We start from the raw sequence: 16,876 nt of genomic DNA on the forward strand, positions 1-16,876 counted from the left end.
GCCGGCAGCATTGGATTTTATTTTTGTATACCAATTCTGAAAGACTATGGAAACGACAACAGATATAAAAAAAGCTACCCTCCCGGTTACCGGCATGTCGTGTGCGGCGTGCGCGGTGAGCGTGGAATCCATGCTGAGCCATACCGAAGGGATCACGAACGCCGCGGTGAACTACGCCAATCAATCGGTGTCCGTATCCTACGACCCCGAACTCGTCGACTTCGCGGCCATGGACCGTGTACTGCAAAGCATCGGTTATGGGCTTATAATCGAAGAAAACGAGGAAGATGCGATTGCCGAACAGGAGAAAATCCAGCAGGAGCATTACCAGAAACTGAAAAATAAAGCCATTTATACCGGCATTCTGACGTTACCGGTGGTGGTACTGGGCATGTTCTTGATGGACTGGGAATATGCCAATTACATTATGCTGGCCCTCACCATCCCGGTGCTCTTTGTTTTCGGGCAGGATTTCTTCGCAAATGCCTGGAAGCAGGCGCAGCACGGCAAGGCTAATATGGATACGCTGGTCGCGCTTAGTACCGGCGTGGCTTTTCTTTTCAGCACATTCAACACCTTCTTCCCCGCGTTCTGGCATGCGCGTGGCCTGCACCCGCATGTATATTTCGAGGCGGCGGCGGTAATTATCTTCTTCATTTTGCTGGGTAAACTCATGGAAGAGCGTGCCAAATCGAATACCTCCGATGCATTGAAGAAGCTGATCGGTTTGCAGCCGAAAACCGTACGGGTGTACCGCGACGGCGTCGAAACCGAAGTCCCTGCACGCGACGTACGCATGGGCGACGAGGTCATTATCCGCTCTGGTGAAAAAATCCCGGTCGACGGAAAAGTAGCCAGCGGCAGCTCGTTCGTTGACGAAAGCCTCATGACCGGCGAGCCGATTCCTGCCGAAAAGAAACCCGGCGATAACGTGTTCGCCGGAACGCTCAACCAGACCGGCAGCTTTACTTTCATTGCCGAAAAAGTGGGCAAACAGACGGTCCTGGCGCAGATCATTAAAACCGTCCAGGCGGCCCAGGGCAGTAAAGCTCCGGTTCAGCGGCTCGCCGACCGCATTGCCGGCATATTCGTACCGGTCGTGATAGGCATCGCCATTCTGACATTTATTACCTGGATGCTACTGGGAGGTGAAAATGCCATCACGCACGCCATGCTCACGGGGGTATCCGTGCTCGTGATCGCCTGCCCGTGTGCGCTCGGGCTCGCCACACCCACGGCCATGATGGTGGGGGTAGGTAAAGGTGCCGAAAACAATATTCTGATCCGCGACGCGGAAAGCCTTGAAAAAGCCTATAAAGTCGACGCCGTGATACTCGACAAGACCGGCACGCTTACCGAAGGACGACCCGAAGTAACCGATTGGAAATGGATCAGTACCCTTGAAGACCGGGACTTGCACCTGGCCGCTGTTAAAACACTTGAAGCCCGCTCGGAGCATCCGCTCGCACAGGCCATCGAACAATACATCGAAGACGACACCCAAATAGCCGTTTCCGACTTCCAATCGATAACTGGCAGCGGCATCCGCGGCATTGCCGGCGGCAGCGAATACATTATCGGGACATTGAAATTCCTTGAAAAAGAGCACATCGACATCGCTCCCGAGCTTCAAGCCGCCTACGAAGTACTCACAGCTCAGGCCAAAACCGTGATCGGCATCGCCATCAACGGCCGGCATGCCGCGCTCGTAGCCATCGCCGACCAGCTGAAACCCACCTCGCGCGAAGCCGTTCAAAAACTGCACGCCCAAGGCATCGAAGTACATATGCTCACCGGCGATAATGCACAAACAGCCGCGGCAGTAGCCTCACAAGTCGGCATCGATAGCTTCCAGGCCGAAGTAAAGCCCGACGACAAGATGCAGTTCGTCAAAAAATTGCAGGCGCAGGGCAAGACCGTCGCGATGGTGGGCGACGGTATCAACGACTCCCAGGCCCTGGCACAGGCTGACGTGAGTGTGGCCATGGGCAAAGGCTCCGACATCGCCATGGATGTCGCCAAAATGACCCTCATCACCTCCGATCTCCTTGCATTGCCCAAAGCCTTACGGCTATCCCAGAAAACGGTGGTAACCATCAAACAAAACCTCTTCTGGGCATTCATTTATAATATCATCGGCATTCCCATCGCCGCCGGTATCCTCTACCCTCTCAACGGCTTCCTCCTAGACCCCATGATCGCCGGCGCCGCGATGGCACTGAGCTCGGTTTCAGTGGTGATGAACAGCTTGCGGTTGAAGGGCGCGCGGCTGTAAAAACACGGCTGATTGGATAGAATCCCAATTGTGCAAAAAATGCACAATTGGGATTTGCCTTAATGCGGAGGTCAGGCTAATTGTTTTGATTGATCAGACTGACCACCACTTTCACCATCATATCCTTTTCCGAGGGACTGCTTTCGGCAATCATCAGCGTAAGCGCCACCAATGCATTGTCCGCAAGCCTCTTTGAGCCATCCGGTTTGTAGAGAATGCTGTTACGTTCAAGAAACCACACGAAAATCAACGCCGCGATTCGTTTGTTACCATCTGTGAACGAGTGATTTTTGATGATAAAGTACAGAAGATGTGCGGCTTTCTCTTCAATGCTGGGATAAAGTTCGATCCCATCGAAAGTCTGGTAGATTGTGTTAATGGAGCTTTTGAAAGAATCGTCCTTTTCGCGTCCGAAGAAACTGTGTTGTTCAAATTTGCTCCGTAAGCCCTGGATGGCTGAAATAGCTTCTTCATAGGTAATTACGTAAAGTTGCTTTTCGGATACGCTCTCGATGCCTAGTGCCTTTTGATCGTAGCGATCGAGAATATCGAGTGCATAGGCGTAATCTGAAACCACCTGGATGAGGCCTGTCGCCTCGCCAGCGGTCAGCTCCTTGTTGTGAATGACATTGGCAAGCAGCGCAACAGTTTTTTTCAAATTTTCCAGCTGACTTAGCTTCAACTTTTCCTGTGTAGCAAAGCCCTTAATGAGGTAATCCTTTAAAATTCGATTAGCCCAAATCCGGAATTGGGTTCCCTGCTTTGATTTGACGCGGTAACCAACTGAAATAATAACATCAAGACTATAATAAGTCGTCACATAACCCTTTCCGTCAGCGGCAGTATGTCGGAAATCCCGACATACTGATTTCCTACTTAACTCCTTCTCTTTAAATACGTTGCGAACATGCTCAGTGATAGTTGATCTCCCTTTCCCAAACAGCTCGGCCATCTGAGCTTGCGTAAGCCAGACTGTATCGTTTTCTAATTGTACTTGAAGTGTCATCTGGCCTCTCTCGGATTCATAGAGAAGGATTTCACCATGCGGTGATGTAGTTGACGTATTCATATGGTGTTTAGATTTAATGTTCACCATTGATACGCCTCGTCACAGAATTGGTCACTGCTTGTAGAACTAACCTCCACCAACGTCAAAAGCAATGTGCAAAAAATGCACATTACTCTTACTTGCTCGCCGAATCCGACTCCCAACTGAATTCAGTATGTCGGAAATTCCGACATACTGAACTGAACCCAAAAACTCTGCAACGCCATCCCACAATTGTGTAACAATCCCCAAACCCTCACCACCGATATTTGTAAAACAATCTAACACATAGCCAACCCGCCGGAGCGCGGATTTTAGTAACGATGGAAACTTTGAAATTTAAAACCAATATCAAATGCGGCGGATGTGTCGCTACTGTTACGCCATTTCTGAATGGGGATGAAAATGTTGAAAACTGGGCGGTGGATCTGGAAAGTGCGGACCGCGTACTGAAAGTGGAGACGAGCCATTCGCCGGAAGAAATTCAGCAGCTGATCAAAAAGGCCGGGTATGTAGCCGAGAAAATCGCCTGATAATTAGTAATTTTGCCCGATATGAAAAACAAACTGCATCGATCGATCACCATCCTGATGGCCTTCCTGGTACTGCTGAGCAGCACGGGGTTTGTGCTGACAGAGCGCCAGTGCGCGATGATGGCTAGCAAGTCGATGCAGCTTGTGGGCAAATCCAAAGAAAATTCCTGCAAACCGAAAGTCGTTTCTTCCTGCTGCGCCAAAAGTGCGTCGATGAAAATGACGAAGGGCAAATCCTTTCAAAAAGCAGCCTGCTGCAAGGAAAGCCAGAAGCTCGAAAAACTGAATGTGGCTTCGGTGGACGCGCAGGTGCTTGCAAAATTGCTGAAATCGGTAGCAACCGGCGTTACCTGGTCGGTGACGCGCTACCAGTTCATCCGGGCCGAATGGACGCTTCCGTCCTCCCCCGATTTTCCCGACATTTCCTTTTCTTCCCGTCTTCATGGGAGAAGTATGCTCGCATTCATCCAGTCGTTCCTGATTTGATATCATTGAATAACAGTCATTTAATGCAAAAACACACGCATTCCGCGGCGGTTTTGACAGTGAATCTCTTATTCCAATGAATCCATGAAATCATGAACAAATACCTTCTGGGAGGACTGCTTCTACTGATATCCTCCTGCATTTACGCACAACGTATAGCCGGGTCGGTCAACGAACAGGAGCCGCAAACGAAAAACCTCAAACCCATTACCGGAGCCAATGTGTATTGGGCCGGCACCACACAAGCGGCTGCTACCGACGAAAACGGTCGGTTCAGCATTCCGCGGTCGGCGCAGTCGGTTCTGCTGGTAGTGAGTTTCGTCGGGTTTCGGAACGATACCATTAAAATCGGCCAGGAAAGTGAATTGCAGGTGGTGCTGCAAAACGATCAGACGCTCGACGAGGTGACGGTTCGTGCCGGAAATACATCCATCGACCGCGTTTCTCCACATCAAACCGAAATCATTACCACCCGCGCATTGGCCAAAGCGGCCTGCTGCAACCTTTCCGAAAGTTTCGAGACCAATGCTTCGGTTTCAGTTTCGTATGCCGACGCCGTGACGGGCTCCAAACAAATCCAGATGTTGGGCCTGAATGGTACCTATATTCAAACGAACGTCGAAAATATTCCCTCGATCCGCGGATTGGCGTCGACATTCGGGCTCAACTTCGTTCCCGGAACGTGGATCCAGTCGATCGACGTCGGCAAAGGCGCCGGCTCGGTGGTGAACGGTTACGAATCGATGACCGGGCAGATCAATGTGGAACTTCAAAAACCGGATACGCAGGAAAAATTGTACCTGAATACTTATGTCAACAATTTCGGCCGCGGGGAGGTAAACCTGAACCTCGCACACCAGCTCAACAAAAAATGGAGCACCGGGCTACTCACGCACGGGAGCACATTGCGCAACCGCATCGACAAAAACGGCGACGGCTTCCTCGACCTGCCGCTTTACACCCAGTACAATGCGATTAACCGCTGGAAATACCAGGGCGATAAACTAATGGCGCAGTTTGGTGTGAAAGCACTTTATGAAGATCGCCTCGGCGGGCAGAAAAGCTTCGAACGTGAAATGAAAGGCACGACGCAAGCCTACGGTTTCGGTGCAAAAGTGAACCGGTATGAGTTTTTCTCCAAAATAGCCCGGCTTTTCCCCGAGCAGCCTTACAAAGGCCTGGGATTGATTCTGAATGCCTCTATTCACGATTCCAAATCGCATTTCGGACTGAATAATTATGATGGCACGCAAAAGACGCTGTACGGAAACCTGATTTATCAGTCAATTATCGGCAACACGAACCATTCCTACAAAGCCGGTATCAGCTACATGCTCGATAATTATGATGAGTTGTATAAAGATATCCGCCTGAAACGGAACGAATCGGTGCCCGGCGCTTTCTTTGAATATACCTATAATCACCTCGACAAATTCGTGATGGTAGCCGGTGGCCGCGTCGATTTCCATAATCTCTACGGTACCCAATGGACGCCGCGCCTGCATTTGAAATACAGCCTCACCGACCAAACCACCCTGCGCGCATCCGCAGGCCGCGGGTTCAGGGTTTCCAACCCGCTGGCAGAGTATTATGGCAACCTGGTGAGCTCGCGTAATGTGCTTTTCCGCGAGGCGATACGGCCGGAAGTGTCGTGGAATTATGGTGCCAGCATTACCCAGGAGTTCAAAATCGGGGAAATGAGCGGGAATTTTATCATGGATTTTTACCGGACCGATTTCGAAAACCAGCTCGTTGCCGATATGGAAGATCCGCGCTATATCCGCTTCTATAACCTCGAAGGCAAGGCTTATGCCAACAGCTTCCAGGCCGAAGCGAACCTGACGCCCATCAAACGCCTGGAATTGAAACTCGCCTACCGCCTCTTCGACGTGAAACAGACAATCCGGGATGTGTACGACCAGAATACCTTGCAGCCCCGGATGATGGTAAGCCGCGACAGGGTGCTTTTCAACGCCGGTTATGCGCTGCCGTACGATAAATGGAAGTTCGACGCCACCGTGCAATGGAATGGTAAAAAGCGCCTCCCGTACATGGGCCACGTGCCCGACCACCACGTTGCTACCGACCTGACATCGACCTGGGCGCCGTCGTTCTACAACTTCAATGCGCAAATCACGCGGACGTTCCCGAAATGGGACATTTACCTCGGCGGCGAAAACCTCGCTAACTTCCGCCAAAAAGATCCGATCATGGGCGCCAGCGAGCCATTCGGGCAGCATTTCGATGCGGGAATGGCGTGGGGGCCGGTTGCAGGGCGAATGATTTATGCGGGAATGCGTTATAAGATTGTTCGGTAATTTTGAAAAAAAGGGGAGGAATGGAGGAAGGTCTTCGACTGCGCTCAGACTGACATTTAAGATAGACTTGACATTTTACTATGAAATTATATATCAAAAATATGGTGTGTGACCGCTGCAAGCGGGTGGTGCGGGAGGAACTGAACGGGCTGGGCATTGACTTGACTTTCGTAGAACTCGGCGAAGTGGAAACGATGGCCGAGGTGAATACCGACAAATTGCAGCAAGTGAAAGCCGTGCTGGAAGCGAATGGTTTCGAGCTGCTCGACGACCGCCGGCTGGCATTGGTGGAGCATATCAAGACGCTGGTGATTGACGAGGTGCAGAATCTGAAAGCGCACAAGCCCGCACAGATGAATTTCTCGGATTATCTGTCGGAAAAGATCGGTTATGAATATTCGTACCTGAGCAACCTGTTTTCTTCTGAAACCGGGCAGACGATCGAGCAATATATCATCGCGCAGAAAGTTGAAAAAGTAAAGGAATGGCTTTCCTATAACGAACTGACATTAAGCGAAATCGCATGGCGGCTTTCGTACAGCAGCACCGCGCATTTGAGCAACCAGTTCAAAAAAGTGACCGGTATGACGCCCGGAGAGTTCAAAAAAGGCACATTACAACGGACAGCGCTCGACCAGGTCGGGCAATAGCGATCATCCATTGCATTAGTATAAAATATAGATTATCAGGAATTTAAACTTCAACTGTATGAACAAAGTCATTATCGCCTCCCTGCTGTTCCTATCTGCCGCCTGTTCGGGAAATAAATCTGAGAAAGAGGCAGCAGGTGCCGAAACCCACGCGGTAAGCGAAAAAAAGTACGCGTGCCCAATGCAATGCGAAGGCGAGAAAACCTACGCCGAAGCCGGCAAATGCCCGGTTTGCAAAATGGAATTGCAGGAAGTGGCGCTGGCCGAGACCGATTCGACAGGACATCAACATTGATTTTTTAACAGAAACATCATGAAAACAACCATTTTGAGCATCATAACAGCCCTTTTCCTGGGCCTGAATATCGCCTACGCCGACGGTACCAAAGAAGTTAAGATCAAAACCTCGGCTATTTGCGAAATGTGCAAAGCGCGGCTGGAACGTAACCTCGGCCTTTCGAAGGGCGTGAAAGAATCGAACCTCAATCTTTCCAACAAGGTGATCACGGTGAAATACAACCCGGACAAAACCACCGCGGAGGCCATCAAGGCGACGATCAACAAAACCGGCTACGACGCCGACGAGCTGCCTGCTAACCAGAAGTCACACGACAAACTACCAAGCTGCTGCCGCAAAACCGCCGCTGCGCACTAGCACCAAATCACTTCATTATGCTTCTCGACAAACTTATTTTGCTGGCGGCCGTCGTCACGGCGGCCGTCACGCAGCCCGCATTTGCCCAGCACGAGCACCATCAGCAGCCGGCCAAAGACACTGTTAGCCATGAAATGCACGACATGAAAAGCATGGATCATGGGCAAATGGGCCACGAAGGTCCTTCGCACATGACCCACAGCTTTTCATTGAGCCTACCCATGACCCGCAACGGCTCTGGTACCGGCTGGCAGCCCGACGCCACACCCATGTATGCCTACATGAAGCACGGCAGCAAATGGAACTACATGTTGCATGGGAGCATTTACCTGCGCTACACGGCCCAAAACTTCAATAACGACGGCAAAAGAGGCTCCGATTCGAAGTTCAGCGCGCCCAACTGGTTTATGGGAATGGCCCGGCGGCAGGTAGGCAAAAACGGCTTGCTGAATATCCGTGCGATGGTTTCTTTCGACCGCATTGTCGACGGCGGGGCCGGTTACCCGCTACTTTTCCAGTCCGGCGAGAGCTGGAAAGGCAAGCCGCTCATCGACCGCCAGCACCCGCACGACCTCATTTCAGAACTTTCGGTAGGTTATACCCAGCGGCTCAATGATAAAGTAGATCTGACCATCTACGCGGGCTACCCCGGCGAACCTGCCCTTGGCCCTACCGCATTCATGCACCGGATGTCGGCATTCAACAACCCGGACGCCGTGCTCGGCCACCATTGGCAGGATGCTACGCACATTACATTTGGCGTCGTGACGGCGGGCATTCGCTATGGTAAGTTCAAACTGGAAGGCTCCTCATTCACCGGCCGCGAGCCGGACGAAAACCGCTTCGATTTCGACAAGCCCCGCTTCAATTCTTACAGTTACCGTTTGCTGTTCAACCCCTCGGCCAACTGGGCATTGCAGGCTTCGCGGGGTTTTATCAAAAGTCCCGAGCCCCGCGAGCCCGACGAGGATGTGAACCGCACCACGGCTTCGGTACAGCATTCGGGTAATTTGGGTGGAAAAAACAAATGGATTTCCTCGACACTCGTGTGGGGACTGAACGATGCCGGTGCGCACCATAAGGAACATTCCGTGCTGGCCGAAACCAATTTGCAACTCGACAAATGGGCTGTGTATGGACGCTACGAATGGATTCAGAAAAGCGGCGGCGAGCTCGGTTTTGAGACCGGTGAGCACGACCCGTTGCTCGAAAGGCTACCCGTTTCCATGTTTTCGGTGGGCCTGAACCGGCAAATCGCCTCGTTCGGCAACACAATACTGCAAGCCGGAGCGCAGATTAGCCTCTACAAACCTGACAAGTTACTGGAAGGTATTTATGGCAAAACGCCGCTTTCCGGGCAGGTGTACTTGCGCATTACGCCTGCGCTTATGCGTATGTAAGCGGCCTTTTTTAGTAGTTTTGGGTTTTAATTTAAACCAAAATACTACCGTGGCCTGGTACCATACCTACTTCAAAGGACTCCCGCAACGCGCCTGGAAACTGAACCAGGACGAAGAATACACAGATTATGAGGTCGATTTCCTGCGCGATGTCCTTGAAATAACGGCCGATAGCAGAGTACTCGACGTGCTCTCAGGCTACGGACGCCACGCCATTCCCATTGCCGAACAGGGAACTGCATTGACTTGCATCGACATTTCGCAGGAGTATTGTGAGGAGTTGCAGACCGTCAGCAGCCAGCAGCAATTGCCGGTTGAAGTGATTTGCGCGGATATTTTGAACTATCAATTGCCCGAAGCTTCTTTTGACGCGGTGTATTGTTTCGGCAATAGTTTCAGCTTCTTTCCAAGGGCCGAAATGCAGCAGTTTATAAATCAAATTGCGAATGCATTGAAACCGGGGGCCCACGCGGCGATCCATACCGAAAACCTGGCCGAAAGCATTCTGCCCAACTTCCAGGCGCGCAACTGGATGCCCGTGCAGGACGACATTATCTACCTCGCCGAAAACGAATACCGTGCCGAAGGCGGCTACATCGAAGCTGAGCAAACCTTCATTTCCGGCCCCGAAAAAGTGACCCACAGCGTTCGTCAGCACATTTATACACTTGGCGAGCTTACTTATATGTTCGAATTGGCCGGGTTGCTTGTGGTGGGCACATTCGGCAATCTCGAAGCCGACCCGTTCCAGTTGGGCGACGAGCAGTTATACCTCGTGGCAAAGAAGCAATGATCAATGCGGGAGCCGCGCGCGGACGAGTCCGTATACCCAGGTTCCCGCAATGGCACTCAGTAATGTGACTGCCACAGCGAGGTAACCCGCCCCGATTTGTGCAAACAGCGGTCCCGGACAAGCACCGGTAATGGCCCAGCCGATCCCGAACAGCACCCCGCCGTAAATCTGACCTTTATCAAAAGTCTTGTCGGCAATGCTCACCTGCTCGCCGGATAATGTTTTGATATTGAATTTCTTAATCAGCCAGATAGACACCAGGCCCACCACCACCGCCGAGCCGATGACGCCGTACATGTGGAACGAATCGAGCCGGAACATTTCCTGAATGCGGAACCAGGAGACGATCTCCGCTTTCAGAAAGACAATCCCGAAAAGAATGCCGACCACCAGATATTTAAGGTTCGCGGTAAACCCTTCGGTAGATTGTTGCCGATTTGCACCGTCGCAGCCATCGATTTTAATGTTGTCAAAATCGGGATACTCGGGTTCGGCGATTGGAGAATGTTGATGATACTTTTCCATTGTCGAGTGAATGTTAAAGATGCTTTAACCTGATATGCGCTTTTACTGAACCAAACCGAGCAGCAACGGAAGGAGTAAATGCGTACTTGCAAACCCGCCGATCATAAAACTGATGGTAGCTACCAGCGACGGCCATTGCAAATTGGAAAGCCCCATAATCGCATGTCCGGACGTGCATCCTCCCGCATAACGCGTCCCGAAGCCAACCAGGAAACCGCCTAGCACAAAGAATATCAGGCCTTTCAATGTAAATACATTACCTAATGCGAATAGGTCGGCCGGCATGAGTCCCGAAAAGTCCTGAACTCCCAATGCAGCCAGGCTCTGGCGCGTGTCGTCCGCCACGACAATCGCATCGGGGTTGCTCAGCCAAAAATTCCCCACAAACCCGCCAATCAGAATACCAGCCACAAAAAACAGGTTCCAGACCTCTTTCCGCCAGTTATATTTAAAAAAAGGCAACCCCGCCGGAATCACCGCCGCGCAGATATGCCGGAACGACGACGATATCCCAAACGACTTGTTGCCCAATAGCAGCAGCACCGGCACCGTAAGCCCTATCAACGGCCCGGCCACATACCACGGCCAGGGGCGTTTGAGTAATTCGAAGATTTCCATGTTAATATATCGGATTTATATAGTATTAAGATATAATTTACATTTTTAGAGCTTGTTGGGATTAATCATCTCTAATTGGGTAATGCCTGAGAAATCCACTTCGTTGTCTGTCAGCAAAATAAGATCATTAACAATTGCTGTCGCGGCTATTATGGCATCTGGCGTTCTCATCCTTCTTTCACGTCTTATCTTTACACACATCCCAACGATATCTGTCGTTAATGCAAATATTGAACTGTCATTAACGAATTCTTTTACCCGTATATCAAAGCCACTTTTCCAGCACAACAATTCAATTTGTGTCATCACCGACAGTTGAGGAATTGAATCGATAACAGAGTCCAACAAACGTTCACCTTCCTGTGGCAATAATCCAGACAAATACTTCGAAACAATATTAGTATCGATTAAATATCGTCCCATTCGCTTCGCATCTGGTTTACGTGATTGATAAGGTCTTCACCCGCCTCTTTCGGAAGAATTCCCCTGTATTTTTCAGACAGCTTTTTTTTCGGAGTTTCATTCTCACTATGCAAACGAATAATATCCATTGCTTCCAAATCTCTCAGCAATTGCAATGCATTTTTATGAGTAAGCTCCACGACCAGCGTTTCCATAACCAACCAATTGATTTTCCCTTAATCTACAAATAATCAACCAAATAATCACGCCTCGGCTAAAACCGGGACGTTCGTTTTCGCTACTGCGCCGTAGCCTCCTTCGATGTTGACGACGTCGTCTACGCCGCGGGATTTCAGGATCGAGGCGGCGACCATGGAGCGGTAACCTCCTGCGCAATGGATGTGCAACTGGCGGTCCTTCGGAAATTCCGGCATCAGGTCATTAATGTAATCCAAAGGCAGGTTGCGTGCGCCCTGAATGTGCCCGGAAGCAAATTCATCCGGTTTGCGGACGTCGATTACTTCCACATTCCCGGCTTCAAATCGTTTGGCAAACTCCCCGGCGCTCACCGATTCGACAGTATCGACTTCTTTGCCAGCCTGTTTCCAACTTTCGAAGCCGCCATTGAGATAACCGATAGTATAGTCGTAACCCACGCGTGCAAGGCGCGTTACGACCTCTTCCTCCCTGCCTGGTTCGGTGACGATCAGCAACTGCTGTTTCAAGTCCGGAATCAATGCGCCTACCCACGGAGCAAAGCTGCCTTCGATGCCGATATTGATGGAATTTGGAATAAACCCCTGGGCAAAATCTCCCGGCTTGCGCGTGTCGAGGATCAATGCGCCGGTATTATTGGCCTTTGCCTCGAATGCTTCCGGCGACAATGCCTGGTGGCCGCGTTCGAGCACGTCGTCGATGCTTTCGTAGCCGTCGCGGTTCATTTTTACGTTTTCAGGAAAATATTGCGGCGGCTCGGCAAGTCCGGTTGTGACCTCCCTGATAAACTCCTCTTTGTTCATATCCGCACGCAATGCGTAATTGAAACGCTTTTGGTTGCCGAGCGTGTCGGAAGTTTCCTTGCTCATATTTTTGCCGCAAGCTGAGCCTGCGCCGTGAGCCGGGTAAACAATCACATCATCCGGAAGCGGCATGATCTTCGAACGAAGGCTGTCGTAAAGTATTCCAGCGAGGTCGTCCATCGTCAGATCGCCTTTTTGGGCAAGATCAGGACGGCCGACATCCCCGATAAACAAGGTATCCCCACTGAACAGCGCCTGCGGAGTGCCGGATTCATCGAGCAACAAATAGCTCGTGGACTCCATTGTGTGCCCGGGCGTATGCAATGCGCGGATCACGACATTACCGAGCTTGAACTCCTCACCGTCGCTGGCAATGTGCGCTTTGAAACCGGTTTGCGCGCCAGGACCATACACAATCTCCGCACCCGTTTTTTCGGCCAGATCGATATGGCCGGAAACGAAGTCCGCATGAAAATGGGTTTCAAAAACATACCGGATTTTAGCCCCGATCTTTTCAGCTTTCTGGATGTAGGGAGCTACCTCACGCAGCGGATCGATCACCGCGGCTTCGCCATTTGAAACAATAAAATAAGCGCCCTGCGCCAGGCATCCGGTATATATCTGTTCTATTTTCATGCTTTCTGCGGTTATGTGATGATTTGCGGAATGGTCAGGTGTTGTCAGGTTTGGTCGAGGATAGTCAGGTGTTGTCAGGTTTAGTCGAGGTTAGTCAAGAATAGTCAGGTGTTGTCAGGTTGTTGTCAGTAGTCGGGTGTTGTCAAGTTTGGTCAGAGGTCGTTTTGACGGGCACTATTACCTATGATAACAAATATACTGCTCATGGCTACGCATCACAACTCCTGACGCATCCTGCCAGTTCCAAATATTCCTGGCAAATCCTGACTAAACTTGACTGCACTTGACCAAACCTGACTACACCTGACCAAACCTGACAACAATTGACCAAACCTGACAACAATTGACCAAACCTGACTACACCTGGCTACAATTGACCATCCCCGACAAAACCTGACCACTAGTGCTTCCTCGCCACCTTAACGCAATACCGTACCACGACCAGACCGTGCCTGACCAATGCAATTAATACATGACTTCCCCGAATAATTCCAGGCATATTTACACTTTAACGACCTTCCATCCCCCAAGGCGGAACCGCCATATGCCCAGCATTGCCAGGACGGCTTCCGCGATGGGTACCGCTGCAAAAACTCCCACCGGTCCGAAATCCAGGATAACGGCCAGTACATACGCAGTCGGGATTTGTACCGTCCAGAACGCGATCAGGTTCAGGACTGTCGGTGTTTTGGTGTCCCCGGCGCCGTTCAGCGACTGGATCACCACCATTCCGTATGCGTAAAACCCATAACCCAGGCACAGCACCCGCAATGCCAGTTTGCCCGTTTCGACCACATGCGGTACAGTGCTGAAAAGGCCGATAATGCCTTCGGCGCCGATAAACATGACCACCGCGAGTGCTCCCAGGAACATCAGGTTGAATGATGCGCATTTCCATACCGACGCTTCGGCGCGTTCGGGCTTTTCCGCACCCAGGTTCTGCCCTACCAGCGTTGCGGCGGCATTGGCCAATCCCCAGGCCGGCAGTAATGTGAACATGATCACGCGAATAGCGATGGTATAACCCGCCACGACATCGCTACCGAATTCGGAAAGAATGCGCGTCAGGAAGATCCAGCTCGCCGAGCCGATCAGGAACTGAACCGTACCACCCGTCGCGATTTTGACGATGGCCCTGATCGTTTCCATGTTCGGTTTGAGGTCTTCCCAAAGCAGGCCCAGTGCTCTTTTACCTTTCGTAAGCGAAAACAATTGATAACCAACACCGATCGTACGTCCTGTGGCAGTAGCCAGTGCCGCGCCGGTTACGCCCAGTTCAGGAAATGGCCCTATGCCGAAGATCAACATCGGCCCGAGCAGCATATTGAACCCGTTCGCGATCATCAGCGAGCGCATGGCCGTTGCAGCCGCACCCGCTCCACGCAATGCTCCGCTGAGCGAGTATAACAATACCACTACCGGGCTGCTCAGAAACTGAATGCGGGCAAAGTCGGTACCGGTTTCTATCACCTTATGATCGGCGCCCATCATCCTAAGAATGTCGCCTGCAAGCAAATAACCCACCACCGCCGCGACCGACGAGATCGCCAGCGAAATGAATATCACCTGCCCTACCGCATGGCGCGCCTGGCCCAGGTTACCTTCGCCCGTCCGCCGGGCAATGGTGGCCGTAGCCGCCGTACTCAGACCGATCGCGAGCGAATAAACCAGCGTAATGACAGATTCAGTAAGCCCAACCGTCGCGACGGCCTCGGTACTTACTTTTGAAACAAAGAAAATATCGACCACCGCGAACAGGGACTCCATAACCATTTCGAGGATCATGGGTACGGATAGCAGAAATATGGCACGGTTGATGCTTCCTTCGGTAAAACTTTCTTCGGAGCCACGAATAGCTTCACGAAGCAGTGTAAACCACTTTTTCATGGATAATAAAAATTTGCAATAATGGATAAAACAGAAATTGCACGACCAGCGATGGGTCGTAAAAAAGTGCCTGTTAAAAGGCCGAGACTGAATGGTGGCTAAGTATTAGCCGAAGATGAGCACCAACATAGGCTTAAAGAATTTCGGCAAAGATACAAAAGTCTTTTTCGAACAATCAAATAAAAAAATGGATTTGTTAAATGGTAAATGTAATTTCACGAATTCCTGCAATGAACTTTTGCGTACGGCAAACCGTTGCAAATCTGCCCCTTTCCGGCATGTGGGTATGCTGATGCAGGATTTTGAGCCGGAACAAGTACACAAAAACACCAGTGCATGATTGATAAGAAAAAATTATATTCGACAGCTGCCAAAAAGGAAACGGCCGTTCTGGTCGCTGTGAGCACCCAAAAACAAAACGCCGAGAAGACCCGGGAATACCTGGACGAGCTTGCATTCCTGGCCACTACGCTGGGCGTCGAAACCGTGCAGACTTTCACCCAGAACCTCGAACGCACCGACATCCGCACTTATACCGGAAAAGGCAAACTCGAAGAAATCCTGATTTACGTCACCGCCAACCCGGTGGACATGATCATTTACGACGACGACCTTACGCCGTCGCAGGTCCGCAACCTGGAAGCCGTTTTCAAGGACATCAAGGTGATCGACCGCAGCTTGCTCATCCTCGCCATTTTCGCGATGCGCGCACAAACCGCACAGGCAAAATTACAGGTAGAACTCGCTCAGTACCAGTACATGTACCCGCGGTTGACACGCATGTGGACGCACCTTAGCCGGCAGTCGGGCGCGGGCGTGGGTATGCGCGGACCGGGTGAAACCGAGCTCGAAACCGACCGCCGGATCGTGAAAGACCGGATTGCATTCCTGAAAGAAAAGCTGGAAAAAGTCGACAAACAAAGCGTTACCCGTCGCAAAGAGCGCGACCGCCTCGTGCGCGTCGCCATCGTGGGTTATACCAACGTAGGGAAATCGACATTGATGCGAAACCTCTCGAAAGCTGACGTTTTCGCCGAAAACAAGCTCTTCGCGACCGTGGATTCCACCGTACGGAAAGTGAATATGGAGAATATCCCGTTCCTGCTTACGGATACTGTCGGTTTCATCCGCAAGTTGCCCACGACGCTCATCGAGTCGTTCAAATCGACCCTCGACGAGGTACGCGAAGCCGACATTCTGATGCACGTGGTGGACATTTCGCACGCCTCGTTTGAAGAGCACCTCGACGTTGTGAACAAAACCCTGGAAGAAATCGGCGCAGCCAACAAGCCTTCCATATTGGTTTTCAACAAAATAGACTTGTACAAACCATCGTACAACAACGAAGAGGAGGAGGAAACAGAAGCAGCTCCCTCGACTCAGGATATCCTCAACCAGCTGAAACGTAGTTACATCGCCGAAAAAGCGGACCATGTGGTATTCATCTCGGCCCAGGAAAAGGAAAACATCGACGAGTTGAAGCGGACGCTGTTCTCATTGGTGAAGGAAAAACATTTCTCCATTTACCCCAACTGGCTGGATCTCGGTTACACACCCGTAGAAACGGAGGAATAATCATTTGTAATTCAAACGAATTTTTCTCAGTTTTGCACCCCGATTGCCCTGTTGCC

General features: G+C 51.1%; 18 protein-coding genes. 11 read left to right on the top strand and 7 right to left on the bottom strand.

Translation table 11 applies throughout. The features are described from left to right. The first annotated feature begins 46 nt into the window (after nucleotides 1–46). Nucleotides 47–2,275, top strand: a complete 2,229-nt coding sequence (locus tag BLQ88_RS08340) for a heavy metal translocating P-type ATPase (protein WP_090148359.1) — start codon at nucleotides 47–49, stop codon at nucleotides 2,273–2,275. Nucleotides 2,276–2,351: 76 nt separating this feature from the next. On the opposite strand, the gene BLQ88_RS08345 is transcribed toward BLQ88_RS08340, so the two are convergent. Further along, nucleotides 2,352–3,371 (bottom strand): virulence RhuM family protein/type II toxin-antitoxin system death-on-curing family toxin, encoded by a 1,020-nt coding sequence (locus tag BLQ88_RS08345; RefSeq protein WP_310590144.1) that lies wholly within the window; start codon nucleotides 3,369–3,371, stop codon nucleotides 2,352–2,354. Between the two features lie 275 nt (nucleotides 3,372–3,646). On the opposite strand from BLQ88_RS08345, the gene BLQ88_RS08350 reads away from it, so the two are divergent. From BLQ88_RS08350 to BLQ88_RS08385, 8 genes are all read left to right on the top strand, one after another. After that, a complete protein-coding gene (locus BLQ88_RS08350; RefSeq protein ID WP_090148361.1) occupies nucleotides 3,647–3,856 on the top strand; it encodes a heavy-metal-associated domain-containing protein in 210 nt (69 codons plus the stop codon). A 21-nt stretch (nucleotides 3,857–3,877) separates the two neighbouring features. Next, complete coding sequence (locus BLQ88_RS08355; protein WP_090148363.1) at nucleotides 3,878–4,342, top strand: hypothetical protein; 465 nt, start codon at nucleotides 3,878–3,880, stop codon at nucleotides 4,340–4,342. A 92-nt stretch (nucleotides 4,343–4,434) separates the two neighbouring features. Continuing rightward, nucleotides 4,435–6,660, top strand: coding sequence for a TonB-dependent receptor (locus BLQ88_RS08360; RefSeq protein ID WP_090148365.1), 2,226 nt, complete (start codon nucleotides 4,435–4,437; stop codon nucleotides 6,658–6,660). 80 nt (nucleotides 6,661–6,740) lie between these two features. After that, nucleotides 6,741–7,310: a helix-turn-helix domain-containing protein gene (locus BLQ88_RS08365; RefSeq protein ID WP_090148367.1), complete on the top strand. Its 570-nt coding sequence runs from the start codon at nucleotides 6,741–6,743 to the stop codon at nucleotides 7,308–7,310. A gap of 58 nt (nucleotides 7,311–7,368) precedes the next feature. Further along, nucleotides 7,369–7,605, top strand: coding sequence for a heavy metal-binding domain-containing protein (locus tag BLQ88_RS08370; RefSeq protein ID WP_090148369.1), 237 nt, complete (start codon nucleotides 7,369–7,371; stop codon nucleotides 7,603–7,605). A gap of 18 nt (nucleotides 7,606–7,623) precedes the next feature. Beyond that, nucleotides 7,624–7,965 carry a heavy-metal-associated domain-containing protein gene (locus tag BLQ88_RS08375; RefSeq protein ID WP_090148370.1) on the top strand — a complete coding sequence of 114 codons (342 nt, stop codon included), beginning with the start codon at nucleotides 7,624–7,626 and terminating at the stop codon, nucleotides 7,963–7,965. Nucleotides 7,966–7,982: 17 nt separating this feature from the next. Next, a complete protein-coding gene (locus BLQ88_RS08380; protein WP_090148371.1) occupies nucleotides 7,983–9,365 on the top strand; it encodes a hypothetical protein in 1,383 nt (460 codons plus the stop codon). A 49-nt stretch (nucleotides 9,366–9,414) separates the two neighbouring features. Further along, entirely contained in the window at nucleotides 9,415–10,158 is a 744-nt protein-coding gene (locus tag BLQ88_RS08385; protein ID WP_090148446.1) for a class I SAM-dependent methyltransferase, read from the top strand. On the opposite strand, the gene BLQ88_RS08390 is transcribed toward BLQ88_RS08385, so the two are convergent. The 6 genes from BLQ88_RS08390 to BLQ88_RS08415 form a co-directional block, all read right to left on the bottom strand. Then, the gene (locus BLQ88_RS08390) at nucleotides 10,159–10,683 is read right to left on the bottom strand and encodes a YeeE/YedE family protein (protein ID WP_090148372.1); all 525 of its coding nucleotides are present in this window, start codon (nucleotides 10,681–10,683) and stop codon (nucleotides 10,159–10,161) included. A gap of 42 nt (nucleotides 10,684–10,725) precedes the next feature. Then, nucleotides 10,726–11,301 (bottom strand): YeeE/YedE family protein, encoded by a 576-nt coding sequence (locus BLQ88_RS08395; protein WP_090148374.1) that lies wholly within the window; start codon nucleotides 11,299–11,301, stop codon nucleotides 10,726–10,728. 45 nt (nucleotides 11,302–11,346) lie between these two features. Further along, nucleotides 11,347–11,724, bottom strand: coding sequence for a type II toxin-antitoxin system VapC family toxin (locus tag BLQ88_RS08400; protein WP_143016813.1), 378 nt, complete (start codon nucleotides 11,722–11,724; stop codon nucleotides 11,347–11,349). After that, entirely contained in the window at nucleotides 11,709–11,918 is a 210-nt protein-coding gene (locus tag BLQ88_RS08405; RefSeq protein ID WP_090148377.1) for a hypothetical protein, read from the bottom strand. Before BLQ88_RS08405 ends, BLQ88_RS08400 begins: the two co-directional genes overlap by 16 nt. A 48-nt stretch (nucleotides 11,919–11,966) precedes the next feature. Continuing rightward, entirely contained in the window at nucleotides 11,967–13,358 is a 1,392-nt protein-coding gene (locus tag BLQ88_RS08410) for an MBL fold metallo-hydrolase (RefSeq protein ID WP_090148379.1), read from the bottom strand. Nucleotides 13,359–13,859: 501 nt separating this feature from the next. Next, nucleotides 13,860–15,245, bottom strand: coding sequence for an MATE family efflux transporter (locus tag BLQ88_RS08415; protein ID WP_090148380.1), 1,386 nt, complete (start codon nucleotides 15,243–15,245; stop codon nucleotides 13,860–13,862). Between the two features lie 115 nt (nucleotides 15,246–15,360). Here BLQ88_RS08415 and BLQ88_RS08420 point away from each other — a divergent pair, with 115 nt between their 5' ends. Further along, nucleotides 15,361–15,585, top strand: a complete 225-nt coding sequence (locus BLQ88_RS08420) for a hypothetical protein (protein ID WP_090148382.1) — start codon at nucleotides 15,361–15,363, stop codon at nucleotides 15,583–15,585. Then, entirely contained in the window at nucleotides 15,582–16,820 is a 1,239-nt protein-coding gene (gene hflX, locus BLQ88_RS08425) for a GTPase HflX (RefSeq protein ID WP_090148384.1), read from the top strand. The genes BLQ88_RS08420 and hflX overlap by 4 nt, the downstream gene beginning before the upstream one ends. Nucleotides 16,821–16,876: the final 56 nt, after the last annotated feature.

This window comes from Dyadobacter soli (assembly GCF_900101885.1).
In the GTDB taxonomy this organism is placed as follows: Bacteria; Bacteroidota; Bacteroidia; order Cytophagales; family Spirosomataceae; genus Dyadobacter; species Dyadobacter soli.

Coding starts and splice junctions, on each gene's coding strand:
- BLQ88_RS08405 (WP_090148377.1), bottom strand. CDS start 11,918: ATGGAAACGCTGGTCGTGGAGCTTACTCATAAAAATGCATTGCAATTG.
- BLQ88_RS08340 (WP_090148359.1), top strand. CDS start 47: ATGGAAACGACAACAGATATAAAAAAAGCTACCCTCCCGGTTACCGGC.
- BLQ88_RS08380 (WP_090148371.1), top strand. CDS start 7,983: ATGCTTCTCGACAAACTTATTTTGCTGGCGGCCGTCGTCACGGCGGCC.
- BLQ88_RS08345 (WP_310590144.1), bottom strand. CDS start 3,371: ATGGTGAACATTAAATCTAAACACCATATGAATACGTCAACTACATCA.
- BLQ88_RS08350 (WP_090148361.1), top strand. CDS start 3,647: ATGGAAACTTTGAAATTTAAAACCAATATCAAATGCGGCGGATGTGTC.
- BLQ88_RS08365 (WP_090148367.1), top strand. CDS start 6,741: ATGAAATTATATATCAAAAATATGGTGTGTGACCGCTGCAAGCGGGTG.
- BLQ88_RS08370 (WP_090148369.1), top strand. CDS start 7,369: ATGAACAAAGTCATTATCGCCTCCCTGCTGTTCCTATCTGCCGCCTGT.
- BLQ88_RS08390 (WP_090148372.1), bottom strand. CDS start 10,683: ATGGAAAAGTATCATCAACATTCTCCAATCGCCGAACCCGAGTATCCC.
- BLQ88_RS08400 (WP_143016813.1), bottom strand. CDS start 11,724: ATGGGACGATATTTAATCGATACTAATATTGTTTCGAAGTATTTGTCT.
- BLQ88_RS08375 (WP_090148370.1), top strand. CDS start 7,624: ATGAAAACAACCATTTTGAGCATCATAACAGCCCTTTTCCTGGGCCTG.
- BLQ88_RS08415 (WP_090148380.1), bottom strand. CDS start 15,245: ATGAAAAAGTGGTTTACACTGCTTCGTGAAGCTATTCGTGGCTCCGAA.
- BLQ88_RS08420 (WP_090148382.1), top strand. CDS start 15,361: ATGAGCACCAACATAGGCTTAAAGAATTTCGGCAAAGATACAAAAGTC.
- BLQ88_RS08360 (WP_090148365.1), top strand. CDS start 4,435: ATGAACAAATACCTTCTGGGAGGACTGCTTCTACTGATATCCTCCTGC.
- BLQ88_RS08395 (WP_090148374.1), bottom strand. CDS start 11,301: ATGGAAATCTTCGAATTACTCAAACGCCCCTGGCCGTGGTATGTGGCC.
- hflX (WP_090148384.1), top strand. CDS start 15,582: ATGATTGATAAGAAAAAATTATATTCGACAGCTGCCAAAAAGGAAACG.
- BLQ88_RS08410 (WP_090148379.1), bottom strand. CDS start 13,358: ATGAAAATAGAACAGATATATACCGGATGCCTGGCGCAGGGCGCTTAT.
- BLQ88_RS08355 (WP_090148363.1), top strand. CDS start 3,878: ATGAAAAACAAACTGCATCGATCGATCACCATCCTGATGGCCTTCCTG.